This window comes from Streptomyces rhizosphaerihabitans (assembly GCF_025399795.1).
Classification (GTDB): domain Bacteria; phylum Actinomycetota; class Actinomycetes; order Streptomycetales; family Streptomycetaceae; genus Streptomyces; species Streptomyces rhizosphaerihabitans.
Genome location: NZ_JAODTZ010000049.1, coordinates 38,181 through 54,883 on the forward strand (window position 1 = coordinate 38,181; position 16,703 = coordinate 54,883).

Sequence of the window (16,703 nt, forward strand, 5' to 3'; positions counted from 1 at the left end):
ACTCGTTCAGACGTACAGCTCCCGAAGTCGTACCGAGAGGCATGTCACACAGCCTTCGAGCTTCTCGAACTCGCCGATGTCCACCAGAACCGGTTCGTGGCCGAGGTCGGTGAGCAGTTCCGCGGTCTTCGGGGCGCTCGCCGACATCAGCAGCTTGCCGCCGCCCAGGAGCACCACGTGCGCCCCGGACTCCTCCGGTACCGCCAGGAAGCGCGGGAACAGCGAGGGGGTGTCCACGAGCGGCTCGTGCCCGATCACCGTCCCGTCGGGCAGCGCGGTGACCGCCGACTTCAGATGCAGCACCTTGCTGACGGGTACGGCGACGACCCGCGCCCCGAGCGGTTCGAAGACCGCCCGCAGCTGCTGGACCCCGGCCGCGTTCGTACGGCCGCCACGGCCCACGTAGATCGTGTCGCCCACCTTCAGGATGTCGCCGCCGTCGAGGGTGCCCGGCTCCCAGATCCAGTTCACCGAGCAGCCGAGGCGCGCCACGGCCTCCTCGACCCCCGGAGTCTCGGCGCGCCGGGACTCGGCGCCGGGGCGGGCGATGAGGGCGACGTTGCGGAAGACGACGACGGCGTCCTCGACGAACACGGAGTCCGGGCAGTCCTCGGCCGGGTCCACCTCCACGGTCTCCCAGCCGTGCGTGCGCAGCGCCTCGGTGTACGCCTCCCACTGCTCGACCGCGAGGTCGACGTCCACCGTCGTGCGCTCCACGTGCGTCACCAGCCCCTCGGCGAGGCGGGGGCTGGGCCGGCGTACGAGCGCTTTCTGACTGGGCACGGGTCGGTCTCCGAATCGGCAGGGGGTGTCGGCGCAACATCATGCAGCGCGGTTCGCGCGCGCAAAAGCCCCCGGCCTGACGCCGGGCACCACCCACCCCCGACGCTAGGCCGCCTCCGCTGCCCGCACTAGGAGGAATACCCGACAGTTTCCGGGGTGATTTCTTTCAGTTCTCCTCCTTCCAGCAGCAGTCGGCGCGTGATGCCGATCGACTCCAGGAAGGGCATGTCGTGGCTGGCGACGATCAGTGCCCCCTCGTACGACTCCAGGGCCGTGGTGAGCTGGCGGACGCTCGCCATGTCGAGGTTGTTCGTGGGCTCGTCGAGCATCAGGAGCTGCGGCGCGGGGTCGGCCAGCATCAGGGCCGCGAGCGCCGCGCGGAAGCGTTCGCCGCCGGAGAGCGTCGCCGCCCGCTGGTCGGCCTTCGCGCCCTTGAACAGGAAGCGGGCCAGACGCGCCCGGATCCGGTTGTTGGTGGCGGCGGGCGCGTACCGGGCCACGTTCTCGGCGACGGTCCGCGCGTCGTCGAGCACGTCGAGCCGCTGCGGCAGGAAGCGCAGGGGCACATGGGCGCGGGCCTCACCGGACACGGCGTCCAGCTCCCCGGCGATCGTCCGCAGCAGCGTCGTCTTTCCCGCTCCGTTGCGCCCGATCAGCGCGATGCGTTCGGGTCCGCGCAGATCGAACACGCCGTCCACCCGCGCGCCGTACCTCAGCTCCAGCCGGTCGAGGGTCAGGACGGTGCGCCCCGGCGGTACGGCCGTGTACGGCAGGTCGATCCGGATCTCGTCGTCGTCCCGTACGGCCTCCGCCGCCTCGTCGAGACGCTCCTTCGCCTCGCTGAGCTTCTCCTCGTGCATGGTGCGGTGCTTGCCCGCGGACTCCTGGGCCGCCCGCTTGCGCGCACCCATGACGATCTTCGGCTCGCGCTTCTGCTCGAACATCTTCTGGCCGTACCGCTTGCGCCGGGCCAACTTGACCTGCGCGTCGACCAGTTCGCGTTTCTGTTTCTTCAGATCGGACTCGGCGACGCGCACCATGCGCTCCGCCGCCTCCTGTTCGCCGGCGAGCGCCTCCTCGTACGCGGAGAAGTTCCCGCCGTACCAGGTGACCTCACCGGACCGCAGATCGGCGATCTGGTCGACCAGGTCCAGCAGTTCGCGGTCGTGGCTGACCACGATCATGACCCCGGACCAGGCCTCCACCGCGGTGTACAGGCGCTGTCGCGCGTACAGGTCGAGGTTGTTGGTGGGTTCGTCGAGGAGGAGGACGTCGGGCCGGCGCAGCAGGAGCGAGGCCAGCCGCAGGAGCACCGATTCGCCGCCGGACACCTCGCCGATCGTTCGGTCCAACTCGATGTGGCCGAGCCCGAGTTCGCCGAGGGTCGCGCGGGCCCGCTCCTCGACGTCCCAGTCGTCGCCGACGGCGTCGAAGTGCTCCTCGGCCACGTCGCCCGCCTCGATCGCGTGCAGGGCGGCGCGGACAGCGGCGATGCCGAGTGCCTCGTCGACCCGCAGGGCGGTGTCGAGGGTGACGTTCTGCGGCAGATGGCCTACCTCGCCCGCGACCCGGACGGTGCCGTCCGCCGGGGTGAGTTCTCCGGCGATCAGCTTCAACAGGGTCGACTTTCCTGATCCGTTGACGCCGACGAGCCCGGTGGTGCCGGGTCCGAAGGCGATCTGGAGGTCGTCGAAGACCTCGGTGCCGTCCGGCCAGGCGAAGGACAGGGAGGTGCAGGTGATGGAGGTGGGGGACGCTGACATGAGTGCCTCGCGGTTGCTGGATGCGGTCGGGGGTACGCGTACGGGACACCGCGAGGCGACGACGATCCAGTTCGGAGGAGAGCTAGAAGGAGGCTCCGCACCCAAGGACGGCTCGAACGCCGAGGTCGCACGCAGCGCACACGCGGGCCGGACTGATCACAGATCCGGCTGTGTGACGCGGTGTCTCAGACCTCAGACGAGCAACGTCCTTCTCCATTCGACGGCAACAGAACCGCTATACACCGTAGGGGCGGCCCCGTGGGCTGTCAAAGGATTAACGCTCCCCGACGAACCAAGACGACCAAGACGACCAAGACGAACCAAGGAGACCTCGTGCCGAACGGCTCGCTCACGTTGCCCGCCCGGCTCTACCTCCTGGCCTGGGACACCACGAAAGGGAAGATCACCGGGTCCACCCACCTCCATCACCTGGTGCGGGCCGGAGCCCTCACCGAGCTCGCCCAGCGCGGGCTGCTCGTCGACGACGACGGCATCGTCACTCCTGTGGACGCCGACTCCCGGACGGGGGACCTCGTTCTCGACGGGCTCCTGGAGCTCGTCGCGGAGTCCCGGCCCCGCAGGTGGAAGCCATGGGTCACGTCGTGGGCCAGGGTCACCCTGGACGCCGTACGTGCCCAGCTCGCCGCCGAGGGATATCTGCGGGCGGAGAAGAAGCGGGTCCTCGGGCTCTTCCCCTCCGTGGAGTACGAGCTGGACCGGGTGCCCGCCGTGCAGGCCCTGCGCGCGGAGGCGCGACAGGTGATGGAGGGGCCGGTGCCCGTCGCCGAGGTCTGTGACCGCGACGCGGCCCTCGTGGCCCTCGCCACCGCGGCCGAGCTCCGCACCCTCGCGTCGCCCAAGGAGCGCAAGCTCCACAAGGCCCGCATCGACGAACTCACCGAACGCAGCGGCGCGGCGGCTCCGGCCCTGAGGAAGGTCATCCAGGAGGTCCGTACGGCCGTGATCGTGGCGGCCACGACGGCGTCGGCCACGGCCGCGACCACGGCGAACTGACCGGACGCGGTCCGAGGCAGCCCCAGAGAACGCGAGTTCCCGGCGCCCGTCTCAGGCCACGGGCCCCTGGACGGCGGTGCGCCTCCGGCCGGGCGGACTCGCGGACGGCGGCGCGGTCCCGGGTACGCGGGTTCCCGGACGGTTTCGGCGCCTCCTGCGTACATGTCGGATTCCTGCCAGCCCCGTCGTGCGGCACGTGTTTGGGTTCTGGTCATGACCGACACCGAGCAGCTCCGCGAAACCGCCCTCGCCTTCCGTGCACTGCATGTACCCGGCCACCCCCTCGTCCTGCCGAACGCCTGGGACGCGGCGAGCGCCCGGATCGTCGAAGAGGCCGGCGCGGCGGCGGTGGCGACGACCAGCGCGGGGCTGGCCTGGGCCCTGGGCGCGGCGGACGGGGGCCGGCTGGACAGGGAGGGTGCGCTCGCGGCAATCGCACGGATCGCCGCCGCGGTCGGGGTGCCGGTCAGCGCGGACATCGAGAGCGGGTACGCGCCCGACGCCCAGGGCGTGGGGGACACCGTCCGCGCGGTGCTCGCGACGGGCGCCGTGGGCGTGAACATCGAGGACGCCCTCCACACGGAGGGCGCCGGGCCGCTGCGCCCGGTGGACGAACAGGCGGAGCGCATCGCGGCGGCCCGCGCGGCCGCCGACGCGGCGGACGTACCGCTGTTCGTCAACGCCCGCATCGACACGTTCCTGCGCGGCGCGGGCGGGGTGAAGGAGACCCTGGAGAGGGCCGCCGCCTTCCTTGCCGCGGGAGCCGACGGCGTCTTCGTCCCCGGAGCCGTCGACCCGGTGACCGTGAAGGCGCTCGTCGAGGGCATCGAGGGCCCCCTGAACATCCTGGTGGGTCCCGGAGCGCCGTCCGTCGACGAGCTGGCCGCCCTCGGGGTGGCCCGGATCAGCGCGGGTTCGAGCATCGCGGTGGCGGCGTACGGCCTGGTCCGGCGCGCCGCGCGGGAGCTGCTGGGTACGGGGACCTACGGGACCCTGGCCGGCGGGCTCGACTACGCCGGGCTCAACACGCTGATGGGCCACGGCGGTTGAAGGCGCTGAACGTACCTGCGCCGTTTCAGCAGGTGCCCCGCATGAGCTCCGCCAGATCGTGGTCCAGGTCCACCTGGAGGTGCTCCAGGCCGACCGGCACGAGCTCCGTGGTCTGCTGCAGGAAGTTCCGCACCTCGCCCGAGCGGACGTGCACCACGGCGGTGCCCTCGGGGGCGTGGAACTCCAGGACGGTGCGGTCGTAGCCGTACGGCCGCACCCGTACGTCTCCGTACCCCACCGAGTCGTCGAGGCCCGACACGAGCAGCTCACGGGCGAAGGTCCAGCAGACCTCCACGCCTTCGAGCGTGGCGGGTGCGGGGAAGGTCATGCGGACGGCGAACGGGTCGGTCCGGTCGTAGTGGAGCGTGGCCGGAATGCTCGGCATCCGCGGCGCGGCGGCGACGAGGCGGGCCTCTACGGGCTGCTCGATGACGGTGGACAACGCCTTGCTCCCTTGTGACGGCTGAACGAACTCCGGGCGGATGAAGCCGGTCAATTGAAGAGACGGAAGAATGACCCGGCGCGTGCACCTCTGAGCCGAGTGACCTCTGTCACCGAAGTCATGCCGGGGAGATCCACTTTCCCCGGCCGTGGTGATTCCTTTCCGTTCCGCACTCACCCGACACCGAAGAGGACACCCGGGCAGGCCCCGAGGTTCCCGCGGGAGGCCATATAGACGCCATCGGGGGAGTGGACTAGCTTCGCCCGCCATGAGGGGCTTGGGGAAGACGAGACGTACGAGCCGGACGATCGGCGTGGGAATGGGGGCGGCCGCACTCGCCGCGGCACTCGCGGTGGCGGTACCCGCGCAGGCGCACGAGGTTGCGCAGAAGGCGGCACGGACCCCGCACTGGGCGCTCAAGAACAGTGGCGTGGACGTCCGGTTCCGCGGGCTGTCGGCCGTCAGCAGGAACACCGCGTGGGTGGCCGGTTCGAAGGGCACCGTGCTGCGCACCACCGACGGCGGCGCGCTCTGGCGGAACGTGTCGCCGCCCGGGGCGGCGGACCTGGAGTTCCGCGACATCGAGGCGTTCGACGCGCGGCGTGCGGTGGTCCTGGCCATCGGCGAGGGCGAGGCCTCCCGCGTCTACCGGACCGAGGACGGCGGCGCCACCTGGACCGAGTCCTTCCGCAACACCGACGCCAAGGCCTTCTACGACTGCCTCACCTTCCTCGACCGGCGCCACGGACTGGCGATGAGCGACCCGGTGGACGGCCGGTTCCGCATCCTGTCGACCAGCGACGGCGGCCGCTCCTGGAAGGTGCTGCCCAGCGGCGGGATGCCCGCCGCGCAGGACGGCGAGGCCGGCTTCGCCGCGAGCGGCCAGTGCCTGGTGGGTTCGGGGCCCCGGGATGTGTGGCTGGCCACGGGAGGAGGCACACACGCGCGTGTGCTGCACTCCGCGGACCGCGGGCTGACCTGGACCGCCGTCGACACTCCGGTACCCGCAGGCGATCCGGCGCGCGGTGTCTTCGCCCTCGCCTTCCGCGACCGCGTCCACGGACTCGCGGTGGGGGGCGACTACCGCGCCGACCAGGCCTCACCGCAGGCCGCCGCGGTCACCGCCGACGGAGGCCGCACCTGGACCACCGCGGACCGGCCCCCGCCCGCCTACCGCTCCGGCGTCACCTGGCTTCCGCACAGCCGTACATCCGCCCTCGCGGTCGGCCCGACCGGCACCGACCTGACGACCGACGGCGGCCGCACCTGGCGCACCCTCGACACCGGCTCGTACGACACCGTGGACTGCACCCCGGACCTGGGCTGCTGGGCCTCCGGCGAGAAGGGACGGGTCGCGCGGCTGGAGGGCTGAGCCGTGCCGTCCCGTGCGGTCTCCTGCTGTCCCGTGCCGTCTCTTGCGGGCTTCTCCTGTCCCCTGCCGTGCCGTTGGGGCATGTGCACCGCGAGCGGACGGCGACGATCAGCCCCGGCGAGCCGTGTTCACGGCCGTTTCCCGCGAATTCCCGCGAAGGGCGCTCGGCCAGGTCACCCGTGGTCGTCCGTCCTTCGACGAGGGGGCTGATCAGCCACGCCGCTGCCACCAGCGACGCTTCGGTTCGCGCGGCTGGGCAGAGGGTTCGGTCACCGCGAGGACGGGTGCGGTGTCCTGGCCGAGGGCGCGCAGGGCGGTACGGATCCGGTCGAAGGGCGCGATCGTGTGGTGGCCGTCTTCTCCGGGCAGTGCCACCCCGACGCAGACCAGCTTGAAGCTGTTCCCGTCGAGGGGGACGTCGATGAACACCGGTGCGCCGACGCAGCCTTGCGGCAGGGTTCCCGTCCAATGGACGCTGCCGTCGCCGGTGCGGGTGACCTCGCCGAGGACGACAGCCTGATCGCGTGCGGGCCGCTTCCCGGTACCGACGTCGTGGCCCAGCAGATAGGCCGTGACCGGGTTCGGACCGAGGCCCGCGATGTCCTCCGGCCCGGCTGCGATGCCGTCGGTGATCTCGTCGGTCGTCCAGTGCCACCCCTTGCGAGCGCCGTGCGCGTGCAGCCCGCCGGTGGGCATGACCGCGACTCCCAGGCCGTCGAGATGGGTCCACCCCCCGGCGAAGTCGAGCATCAGCAAGTTCTCCGAGCTCGGCACGGGTGCGCACAGGTCGTGCCGGAGGGTGAACTCGGCCGTCTCGACCTTCGTCGGCTCACTCGCGGTCACGAGGAACTGCCGGACGAACTCCCCCTCGGAGGTGGTGTCCACGAGGTCGTTGAACCAGAAGGCGGTGGCGTGCTGTTCGTCGCGGTTGGCTCGTTTGAAGGGCAGCGTCGCGCGGCCGGCATGGCCGATTATCGCGTCGACGGTCTCGCCACGGAAGTCCGGCGTATCTGACATGGTTCGAGAGCGTAGCGAACGCCTGCCGACGACGAACGCGCAGGTCGGCCCCCTTCCGCGTTCAGAACCCGGGTCGGGGCCAACCACCCCTGCTCCGTCCCGCGGATGCGCTGTCCGCCCGCGTCCACCCCTTGGTGATCATGTCCTAGGGCGGTGTCGGCATCGTGACGTGCTGCCTGACGAGTTCGTACGACCTCAATCGGTCGGTCAGCGCGTAGACGGGGGTCACCAGCATGAGCTCGTCCGCCCCTGTCAGGTCGACCAGGTGCGTCAGATGCCGCGCGACGGTCTCGGGTGCGCCGTGTGCCTGGTGTGCACGGAAGCTCGCCAGCGCCTGCGCCTCTTCCGCGGTGAAGGAGTGAGCCGCTGCTTCCGCGGGTGTGGGGAAGGGGATGTCGCCTCGCCCCTTGAGGAGTCCGGCCTTGACGACATCCATGGGGCCGGCGAGCCAGGAAGCCTCCTTCTCCGTCTCGGCGCATACCGTCTCCACGCAGATCAGCACGCGCGGGCGCGCGCACCAGGGGGAGGGGGAGAAACACCGGCGGTAGTGGCTGAGCGCGGCCAGGGTGTTGTCCGGGCGAATGTGATGGGCGAAGGCGATCGGCAGTCCGAGCTCCCCGGCGAGCGCGGCACCGGCTGTGCTCGAAGCCAGCAGCCACGGCTCCGGGAGCGGACCGAGCGCGACCTCGTCCACCAAGTGGCGCAGCGTCGAGGAGACATCGTCGCGGTACTCGTCGTCCGTCGTCGGCCCGGCCCCGCGGCGCAGGGCCCGCGCCGTGGACTCGTCGAAGGTTCCCGGGCCACGGCCGATGCCCAGGTCGATCCGTCCCTCGTGCAGTGCGGACAGCGTGCCGAACTGCTCGGCCAGCATGATCGGGGCGTGGTTGGGGGCGAGGACACCCCCGGAGCCGAGCCGTATGGACGACGTCAACGCGGCTGCGTGGGCGGTCAGAACGACGGGCGGGAACGCTCCGATGGCCGGAGAGTGATGGTGTTCGGCGTACCAGAGACGCAGAAATCCGAGGTCCTCGACGCGCCGGGCGAACGCGGCGGTGTCGCGCAACGTGTCTGCGGCCCGGGTGCCCGTCTGGACCATGGCCACTTCGAGCGCGCTGAGCGGAACAGTGATCATTCGGTCAGTATAGGAATCGCCCATCAGTATCAAATGCCTTTGCTCGCAAGGAAGTTCGGCCTCCGCGCGGACCGCGGGGGCGCACGGCTCGGGGTGCTCGGGCCTGAACGAGGAACAGTTCCGGCGGACGCTCGGCCGCGGGCGCCCGGCACGCCCCCACACCCGGCACGCCCGACGCCCGGGGCGGCCCGCACTCCCGCCGGTAAAGGTGTAAAGGAATCCTTGACACGTTCGATCGTGTAAAGGCATCCTTTACGTGTGACCGATTCTTCGCCGTCCCTCACGGCCGTCTGTGTCCAGCTCGCCGAGCAGGCATCGGCCCTGGCCGCCTCTCTGGGCAGCCCGGTGACCCCTCCCGCCTACCTCGACCTGGTCGGACGCGCCCAGGGCATCGATGCCCTGGGCGAACAGGTGCTCAAGCTGTGCGTCCAGCAGTCACGCGACGCCGGTCACACCTGGCAGGAGATCGGGGACCTGCTCGGAGTCACCCGCCAGGCCGCCTTCCAGCGGTTCGGCAAGCCCATCGACCCCCGAACCGGAGAACCCATGGACAAGACGGTGCGCATGACCGACGCCGCGGAACGCGCCCTCACCATCGTCACGGCCGTCCTGGAGGACCGCATGGACGACGCCCGGCCGTCGTTCAACGCGCAGGTCCTCGAGGCCTTCACCGACAAGGTCCGGGCCGATGGCCTGGCCACGGTCGCCGGACTCGTCGGCGCGTTCGAGGGCTTCGCGGAAGGCGAGCCGTTCGTCCGGCGCGTCGGCGACCACACCGTCGTCGACATCCCCCTGCGCTACGAGGCCGGTGACATGAAGGCCCGGGTCGCGTTCGACTCCGACGAGAAGGCCGCCGGAATCTTCGTCCTCGCGCCCGAGACCCCGTGACGTGCGCGTCCATATCCGTTCCTATTCGTCCACGTGCGTCCGCGGCCAGGACGCGGATCCGCTGACGCGCCGACAGCAGCGGGCGGTCGGCCCGCAGCGAACACGAGGAGACGCAGTTGAGCCACGAGAGCACGACTCCCTATGACGACGGCGGCATCCGCTGCGACGAGCGGGGCCTCGCCATCCGGCGCTACTACCCGTGGGGGACGAAGTGGATCCCCTACACCTCGATCAGAGGCGTCAGCCGACTCCCCCTGACCGGCGCGAACTCGGTCCGGAAGTGGCGCATCTGGGGGTCGGGAGACCTCGTCCACTGGTGGAACCTCGACGCGCGGCGGCCCCGTAAGAACATGGCGCTCGTGATAGACGTCGGACACCGTGTACGTCCCACGATCACGCCCGACGACCCGGACGCCGTCCGGCGCATCCTCGCCGAGCGCATCGACGGCGGGTGATCGGGACCGGCCGGCTTGCCGGAGCGCGCGCACTCGCAGGTGTCTTCAGGCGGGCCCGTAGAGCTGCCGGGCTGGTTCAGGCCCAGCCGGAACGGTTTGAGCCGGCCCCGGTCGGCTCGTCCGCGGGCCCGCGGCGAGGAGGGCCGCGGAGTGGAGGGCCGTGGACCCCGTCATCGGGGATGTCGATCAGTCATTAGGCTCGTCCCCATCATGACGACCGTGAGGATTCCCGCGGGCTGGCCCGCCACCGAGGAACAAGCCCGCCTCGTGCAGGACGAGTTGCGCGAGCGGGTGGTGCTCGACGAGCCGGGCCCGCCGCCCGGCACCGGCCGGGTGACGGGCGTCGACGTCGCCTACGACGACGAGCGGGACGTCGTGGTCGCCGCGGCCGTCGTCCTAGACGCGGCGACCCTGGAGGTCGTGGCGGAGGCCACCGCCGTCGGCCGGGTCTCCTTTCCGTACGTTCCCGGACTGCTCGCCTTCCGCGAGATCCCGACCGTCCTGGCCGCACTGGACGCCCTGCCCTGCCCGCCCGGACTGGTCGTCTGCGACGGGTACGGACTCGCCCACCCGCGCCGTTTCGGCCTCGCCAGTCACCTCGGCGTCCTCACCGGGCTCCCCGTGATCGGGGTCGCCAAGAACCCGTTCACCTTCTCCTACGAGGAGCCGGGCGTCCGGCGCGGCAGCGCGTCACCGCTCCTCGCCGGATCCGACGAGGTGGGCCGCGCCCTGCGCACCCAGGACGGCATCAAGCCCGTGTTCGTGTCCGTCGGCCATCGCGTGGACCTCGGCAACGCCTGCGCGCACACCCTCGCGCTCACCCCGAAGTACCGCCTGCCGGAATCCACCCGACGCGCGGACTCGCTGTGCAGGCGGGCCCTCCAGGAGGCAACCGCCTGACGTCCTCGGACTGTTGGCCGGTCCGGCGTCCCTCGCCCCGGCCCGCCGGGTGCCTCCCACGCGGTGGCCGGGACGGTCTGAGTACGTGTTCTGAGTACTCGTACGGATGTATGAAGCCGCCATGATCGGCAAGCTGATCCGTATGACGACGCACCGTGCCCCGAAGCCCGCCGCCGACCCCGCCCGGCCCGTCGAACGCGCCGTGACGGCCGCACTGGTCCTCGCCGTTCCGGTCGGACTCGCCTGGATGGGCGGGATGATCTACACGGTCATGGCCTGGGCGTCGTGAGGGTCACCCAACCCTCACGCCCGCGTCGCACCCACCGGAGTACCCGGCCCTTCGGGATTCTTCCGGGTCCCACCTGACTTCCCGTCCCTACCGAACAGCCGCCACCCGGAAGGTGATCCCCGCCGCGCCGAGCCGTTCCAGCAGCGCGTCGCCCATCGCCACCGCCGGCGTGACCTGGCCGGACGTCTTCGGCAGCTCGTCGAGGGCCAGGGACAGCGCGGACTCCGCGAGCATCTTCGCGGTCTCGTCGTAGCCGGGGTCGCCACCCGAGACCTCGGTGAACACGCGCCGGCCGCCGCCCTCGCCCACGAAGCGCACCGAGAACCAGCTCTTCGCACGGCGTGCGGCGCTCGGCCCCTCGCCGGGCTTGATCCGGTCGGACAGCCAGCGGCGCGCGGGCGGCAGCTGGGCGGCGGCGAAGACCGCGCTCACCCCGGCGACACCACCGAGGGCGATGGGCAGCCGCTCGACGGCCGCGTAGTGGCGGTAGCGGAAGTCCGGCCCGTACCGCGCCAGGGCCCGCGCCGAGCGCTGCACCACCTGGGCGTCGATCGTGGGCAGCGGGAGCGCCCACGCGCCGACCTCAGGGGCGAACCGCGGCGCTCCCAGCGGGGCCTCGACCCGCCGCCCCATCAGGCGCGGTTCGTGGTGCCTGCGCTCCCGCGCCGCGGCGAGCATGTGCCGGCCGCGCGCGAACTGGTTGAGCGCGGAGGCGAAGGTGCCGCCCGAGAACATCGCCTGCGAGCGCACGAATCCGTCCACCCGCAGCGGCACGTCCTCCGGGAGCTGCCGCACGGTGAAGTAGGCACCCAGGTCGTGCGGGATCGAGTCGAAGCCGCAGGCGTGCACGAGCCGCGCGCCTGTCTCCCGCGCGCGCGTGTCGTGCCGGACGTACATCAGGTCCACGAACTCGGGCTCGCCGGTCAGGTCCAGATAGTCGGTCCCGGCATCCGCGCAGGCGGCCACCAGGTCCTCCCCGTAGGTGATGTACGGCCCCACCGTCGTGGCCACCACGCGCGCGTGACGGGCGAGCTCACGGACCGAGTCCGGGTCCGTCACATCCGCGCGCAGCACACCGGGTGCGCCGCCGAGCCGCTCCCGCAGCCGTTCCAGCTTCTCCGCGCTGCGTCCGGCGATCGCCCACCGCAGCCCTTCGGGCGCGTGGGCGGCCAGATACTCCGCGGTGAGTTCCCCGACGAACCCTGTGGCTCCGAAGAGCACGATGTCGTACGCGCGGTCCGACTCGTTCAGCCTGCTCATGACACCCTCCGCACTGTGGGCTGCGCTCGAACGTGCGGTCCGCGCCACGTCGTGCGCGAAGCGCCGTTGTCGGTGGCTGAGGCTAGCGTGAGGTACGAACAGTCGGACGACGAGGTCGCACGAACAGGCCGGAGGCAGCCGTGGCCGTGTCGAAAAACGCGCTGAAAAAGTGGCAGAAGGTACGTGAGTTCGCGCTCGGCCTGCCCGGCGCCACGGAGGAGTTCCCCTGGGGCGAGACGGTCGCGAAGGTCAACAAGAAGGTCTTCGTCTTCCTCGGCCTCGACGACGGCAGCTACCCGCCGGCCATCACGGTGAAGCTCAAGGACGAGGCGGCGCACGCCCACGCGCTCACCTCACCCGGTGCGGAGCCCGCCGGATACGGCCTGGGCAAGGCCGGCTGGGTGCGCGTACCACTGGAGGAGCAAGGGGCCCCCGCGGCGGAGCTGCTGTGCGACTGGGTCGAGGAGAGCTATCGCGTCATAGGGCCCAAGAAGCTGATCGCTGAGCTGGACCAACGCTGATCGCGCAGCTGGACCAACGGTGATCACGGAACCGGGCCGCGCCGATCACGGTCCGGGAATTTGACTAAGCGCTTGCTCGTCAGGGGCTTGCCCGAAGTGGAACACGTTCTTAACATCACTGATGTCACATCAGTGGTGTCACAGTGCTGGGGGCTTGATGACAACGGCAGGAACACCGGGACACGGCCCCCTCGCCGGGGTGCGCGTGGTCGAGCTGGCGGGCATCGGCCCCGGCCCGTTCGCCGCCATGCTGCTCGCCGACCTCGGAGCGGACGTCGTCCGGGTGGACCGGCCCGGCGGCGCCGGGATCGGGGTCGATCCGGCCTACGACATCACCAACCGCAACAAGCGGTCCGTGATCATCGACCTCAAGGCCGAGGGCGGCGCGTCGAGCGTCCTCGACCTGGCCGAACGGGCCGACATCCTGATCGAGGGCTACCGCCCCGGGGTCGCCGAGCGTCTGGGCGTCGGCCCCGAGGCCTGCCGTGCCCGCAACCCGGAGCTCGTCTACGGCCGGATGACCGGGTGGGGCCAGGAAGGCCCGCTCGCCCACCGCGCCGGGCACGACATCGCCTACATCGCGCTCACCGGCACCCTCGGCATGATCGGCGAGCCGGGCGAGCCGCCGGCGGTCCCCGCGAACCTCCTCGGCGACTACGCCGGTGGCTCCCTCTACCTCGTCGTCGGCGTCCTGGCGGCCCTTCAGCACGCGCGCGCGACCGGCGCCGGGCAGGTCGTGGACGCGGCCATCGTCGACGGCACCGCACACCTCTCCACGATGATCCACGGCATGATGGCCGCGGGCGCCTGGCAGGACCGGCGCCGCGCGAACCTCCTCGACGGCGGCTGCCCCTACTACGGGACCTACGAGACGGCCGACGGCCGGTACATGGCGGTAGGACCCCTGGAGCAGCAGTTCTACGGCGAGTTCGTCGAACTGCTCGGCGTCCCCGAACTCGGCCCCGCCCGCAAGGACCCGGCCCGCTGGGAGGAGCTGCGCGAGAGCGTCGCCGCCCGCTTCAGGACCCGTACGCGAGACGAGTGGGCCGCTGTCTTCGAGGGCTCCGACGCGTGCGTGGCGCCGGTCCTGTCGCTGCGCGAGGCACCCGAGCACCCGCACCTCGCCGCCCGGGGCACCTTCGTGGACCACGGCGGCATCATCCAGCCGGCCCCCGCGCCGCGCTTCTCGGCCACCCCCACCTCGGTCCGCGGCGGTCCCGCCCTGCCGGGCGCCGACACCGCGGACGTGGCCCGCGACTGGGACGTACCCCGGCTGACGAAGGACGGCGGCTGATGGAACGCTTCCGACCGCTCGTCACCGGCGGGGCCGCGGCGGCCGTACGCGGCCCGGCGAGTCCCAGGACCGCCCTCTGCACGGGTTTCCTCCGTACGACCTTCAGGAAGGCGTTTCCCGCATGAAGCGGCAGATCTTCACCGCCGAGCACGACGCGTTCCGCGAGACCGTGCGCACCTTCCTCGCGAAGGAGGTGCTGCCCCACTACGAGCAGTGGGAGAAGGACGGCATCGTCTCGCGCGACGCCTGGCGGGCGGCCGGCAAGCAGGGACTGCTCGGATTCGCCGTGCCCGAGGAGTACGGAGGCGGCGGCACCACCGACTTCCGCTACAGCGCCGTACTCGCCGAGGAGTTCACGCGCGCGGGAGCGGCGGGTCTCGCCCTCGGACTGCACAACGACATCATCGGGCCGTATCTGACGGATCTCGCCACCGAGGAGCAGAAGCGGCGCTGGCTGCCCGGTTTCTGCGACGGTTCGATCATCACGGCGATCGCGATGACCGAACCCGGTGCCGGATCCGACCTCCAGGGCATCACGACCCACGCCGAGGACAAGGGCGACCACTTCCTGCTCAACGGCTCCAAGACCTTCATCTCCAACGGCATCCTCGCCGACCTGGTGATCGTCGTCGCGAAGACCACCCCCGAAGGCGGCGCACACGGACTCTCGCTGCTCGTCGTCGAGCGCGGCGCGGAGGGCTTCGAGCGCGGCCGCAACCTGGACAAGATCGGCCAGAAGTCGCAGGACACCGCCGAGTTGTTCTTCAACGACGTGCGCGTGCCCAAGGAGAACCTGCTCGGCGAACCGAACGGCGCGTTCGTCCACCTGATGACGAACCTCGCGCAGGAGCGCATGGGCATCGCCGTCGCCGCCATCGCCGGCGCCGAACACCTGCTGGAGATCACCACCCAGTACGTGAAGGAGCGCGAGGCGTTCGGGCGGCCGCTCGCGAAACTCCAGCACATCCGCTTCGAGATAGCCGAGATGGCCACCGAGTGCGCTGTCACCCGCACCTTCCTCGACCGCTGCATCGTCGACCATTCCGACGGCGAACTCGACGCGGTGCACGCCTCCATGGCGAAGTGGTGGGCCACCGAACTGCAGAAGCGGGTCGCCGACCGGTGCCTGCAACTGCACGGCGGATACGGCTACATGACGGAGTACCGGGTCGCACGGGCCTTCACCGACGGGCGCATCCAGACCATCTACGGCGGGACGACCGAGATCATGAAGGAGATCATCGGCCGTTCCCTGCTCGGCTAACCCTCCCCGAAAGGCTTACCAGTGAGCACCGAAGCGTACGTGTACGACGCGATCCGCACCCCGCGCGGCCGCGGCAAGCAGAACGGCGCCCTGCACGGCACCAAGCCCATCGACCTGGTCGTCGGGCTCATCCACGAGGTGCAGCGGCGCTTCCCGGGCCTCGACCCGGCCGCCATCGACGACATCGTCCTCGGTGTCGTGGGCCCGGTCGGCGACCAGGGCTCCGACATCGCCCGTATCTCGGCGATCGCCGCCGGACTGCCCGACACGGTGGCCGGTGTCCAGGAGAACCGCTTCTGTGCCTCGGGCCTGGAAGCCGTCAACCTGGCCGCGATGAAGATCCGTTCGGGCTGGGAGGACCTGGTCCTCGCGGGCGGCGTCGAGTCGATGTCGCGGGTACCGATGGCCTCGGACGGCGGCGCGTGGTTCGCCGACCCGATGACCAACCTGGCCACCAACTTCGTGCCGCAGGGCATCGGCGCCGACCTCATCGCCACCATCGAGGGCTTCTCCCGCCGTGACGTCGACGAGTACGCGGCCCTCTCCCAGGAACGTGCCGCCGCGGCCGTGAAGGACGGCCGCTTCGAGAAGTCCGTCGTCCCCGTCAAGGACCGCAGCGGTCTCACGATCCTCGACCACGACGAGTTCCTGCGTCCGGGCACCACCGCCGACTCGCTCGCCAGGCTGAAGCCGTCGTTCGCCGACATCGGCGAACTGGGCGGCTTCGACGCCGTGGCGCTGCAGAAGTACCACTGGGTCGAGCAGATCGACCACGTCCACCACGCGGGCAACTCCTCCGGCATCGTCGACGGCGCCTCGCTCGTCGCCATCGGCTCCCGCGAGGTCGGCGAGCGCTACGGCCTCACCCCGCGCGCGCGGATCGTCTCCGCCGCCGTCTCCGGCTCCGAGCCCACCATCATGCTGACCGGGCCCGCGCCCGCGACCCGCAAGGCGCTCGCCAAGGCCGGCCTGACCATCGACGACATCGACCTCGTCGAGATCAACGAGGCCTTCGCGGCCGTCGTCCTGCGCTTCGTGAAGGACATGGGCCTGTCGCTGGACAAGGTCAACGTCAACGGCGGCGCCATCGCGCTCGGCCACCCCCTCGGCGCCACCGGCGCGATGATCCTCGGCACCCTCGTCGACGAGCTGGAGCGCCAGGACAAGCGGTACGGCCTCGCCACCCTGTGCGTGGGCGGCGGCATGGGCATCGCCACGATCGTCGAGCGCGTCTGACCTTCCCAACGGATCAAGGATCT

General features: G+C 71.0%; 17 protein-coding genes. 11 read left to right on the forward strand and 6 right to left on the reverse strand.

The window, feature by feature from the left end:
* Positions 1–6 precede the first annotated feature (6 nt).
* Positions 7–783, reverse strand: coding sequence for a dimethylargininase (ddaH, locus tag N4G66_RS35190; RefSeq protein WP_261708355.1), 777 nt, complete (start codon positions 781–783; stop codon positions 7–9).
* 128 nt (positions 784–911) lie between these two features.
* The gene (locus tag N4G66_RS35195) at positions 912–2,546 is read right to left on the reverse strand and encodes an ABC-F family ATP-binding cassette domain-containing protein (RefSeq protein WP_261708356.1); all 1,635 of its coding nucleotides are present in this window, start codon (positions 2,544–2,546) and stop codon (positions 912–914) included.
* A 333-nt stretch (positions 2,547–2,879) separates the two neighbouring features.
* Between N4G66_RS35195 and N4G66_RS35200 the strand changes: the two genes are divergently transcribed.
* Together N4G66_RS35200 and N4G66_RS35205 are read left to right on the forward strand one after the other, a co-directional pair.
* On the forward strand, positions 2,880–3,560 hold the full coding sequence (locus N4G66_RS35200; RefSeq protein WP_261708358.1) for a GOLPH3/VPS74 family protein: 681 nt from the start codon (positions 2,880–2,882) through the stop codon (positions 3,558–3,560).
* A gap of 213 nt (positions 3,561–3,773) precedes the next feature.
* Positions 3,774–4,610: an isocitrate lyase/PEP mutase family protein gene (locus N4G66_RS35205; RefSeq protein WP_261708359.1), complete on the forward strand. Its 837-nt coding sequence runs from the start codon at positions 3,774–3,776 to the stop codon at positions 4,608–4,610.
* A 25-nt stretch (positions 4,611–4,635) separates the two neighbouring features.
* Here the strand turns inward: N4G66_RS35205 and N4G66_RS35210 are convergent, their stop codons facing one another.
* On the reverse strand, positions 4,636–5,052 hold the full coding sequence (locus N4G66_RS35210) for an SsgA family sporulation/cell division regulator (protein ID WP_261708360.1): 417 nt from the start codon (positions 5,050–5,052) through the stop codon (positions 4,636–4,638).
* Between the two features lie 268 nt (positions 5,053–5,320).
* Between N4G66_RS35210 and N4G66_RS35215 the strand changes: the two genes are divergently transcribed.
* Positions 5,321–6,424, forward strand: coding sequence for a WD40/YVTN/BNR-like repeat-containing protein (locus tag N4G66_RS35215; protein ID WP_391858940.1), 1,104 nt, complete (start codon positions 5,321–5,323; stop codon positions 6,422–6,424).
* A gap of 210 nt (positions 6,425–6,634) precedes the next feature.
* Here N4G66_RS35215 and N4G66_RS35220 read toward each other — a convergent pair whose 3' ends face one another.
* Both N4G66_RS35220 and N4G66_RS35225 read right to left on the reverse strand, forming a co-directional pair.
* Positions 6,635–7,441, reverse strand: coding sequence for a hypothetical protein (locus N4G66_RS35220; RefSeq protein ID WP_261708361.1), 807 nt, complete (start codon positions 7,439–7,441; stop codon positions 6,635–6,637).
* Positions 7,442–7,586: 145 nt separating this feature from the next.
* Positions 7,587–8,573, reverse strand: coding sequence for an LLM class flavin-dependent oxidoreductase (locus N4G66_RS35225; protein WP_261708362.1), 987 nt, complete (start codon positions 8,571–8,573; stop codon positions 7,587–7,589).
* A gap of 258 nt (positions 8,574–8,831) precedes the next feature.
* On the opposite strand from N4G66_RS35225, the gene N4G66_RS35230 reads away from it, so the two are divergent.
* The 4 genes from N4G66_RS35230 (at position 8,832) to mmpA (ending at position 11,105) form a co-directional block, all read left to right on the forward strand.
* A complete protein-coding gene (locus tag N4G66_RS35230) occupies positions 8,832–9,461 on the forward strand; it encodes a DUF3887 domain-containing protein (protein ID WP_261708363.1) in 630 nt (209 codons plus the stop codon).
* A 116-nt stretch (positions 9,462–9,577) separates the two neighbouring features.
* Positions 9,578–9,916 (forward strand): PH domain-containing protein, encoded by a 339-nt coding sequence (locus N4G66_RS35235; protein ID WP_261708364.1) that lies wholly within the window; start codon positions 9,578–9,580, stop codon positions 9,914–9,916.
* A 210-nt stretch (positions 9,917–10,126) separates the two neighbouring features.
* Positions 10,127–10,816, forward strand: a complete 690-nt coding sequence (locus tag N4G66_RS35240; protein WP_261708365.1) for an endonuclease V — start codon at positions 10,127–10,129, stop codon at positions 10,814–10,816.
* Between the two features lie 142 nt (positions 10,817–10,958).
* Entirely contained in the window at positions 10,959–11,105 is a 147-nt protein-coding gene (gene mmpA / locus N4G66_RS35245) for a morphogenic membrane protein MmpA (RefSeq protein WP_391858941.1), read from the forward strand.
* Between the two features lie 87 nt (positions 11,106–11,192).
* On the opposite strand, the gene N4G66_RS35250 is transcribed toward mmpA, so the two are convergent.
* A complete protein-coding gene (locus N4G66_RS35250; protein ID WP_261708367.1) occupies positions 11,193–12,365 on the reverse strand; it encodes a saccharopine dehydrogenase family protein in 1,173 nt (390 codons plus the stop codon).
* Between the two features lie 140 nt (positions 12,366–12,505).
* Here N4G66_RS35250 and N4G66_RS35255 point away from each other — a divergent pair, with 140 nt between their 5' ends.
* The 4 genes from N4G66_RS35255 (at position 12,506) to N4G66_RS35270 (ending at position 16,680) form a co-directional block, all read left to right on the forward strand.
* Positions 12,506–12,886 (forward strand): MmcQ/YjbR family DNA-binding protein, encoded by a 381-nt coding sequence (locus N4G66_RS35255; RefSeq protein WP_261708368.1) that lies wholly within the window; start codon positions 12,506–12,508, stop codon positions 12,884–12,886.
* 157 nt (positions 12,887–13,043) lie between these two features.
* Positions 13,044–14,180, forward strand: coding sequence for a CaiB/BaiF CoA transferase family protein (locus tag N4G66_RS35260; protein ID WP_261708369.1), 1,137 nt, complete (start codon positions 13,044–13,046; stop codon positions 14,178–14,180).
* A gap of 121 nt (positions 14,181–14,301) precedes the next feature.
* Positions 14,302–15,444 carry an acyl-CoA dehydrogenase family protein gene (locus N4G66_RS35265; RefSeq protein ID WP_261708370.1) on the forward strand — a complete coding sequence of 381 codons (1,143 nt, stop codon included), beginning with the start codon at positions 14,302–14,304 and terminating at the stop codon, positions 15,442–15,444.
* Between the two features lie 21 nt (positions 15,445–15,465).
* Positions 15,466–16,680: an acetyl-CoA C-acetyltransferase gene (locus N4G66_RS35270; protein WP_261708371.1), complete on the forward strand. Its 1,215-nt coding sequence runs from the start codon at positions 15,466–15,468 to the stop codon at positions 16,678–16,680.
* Positions 16,681–16,703 lie beyond the last annotated feature (23 nt).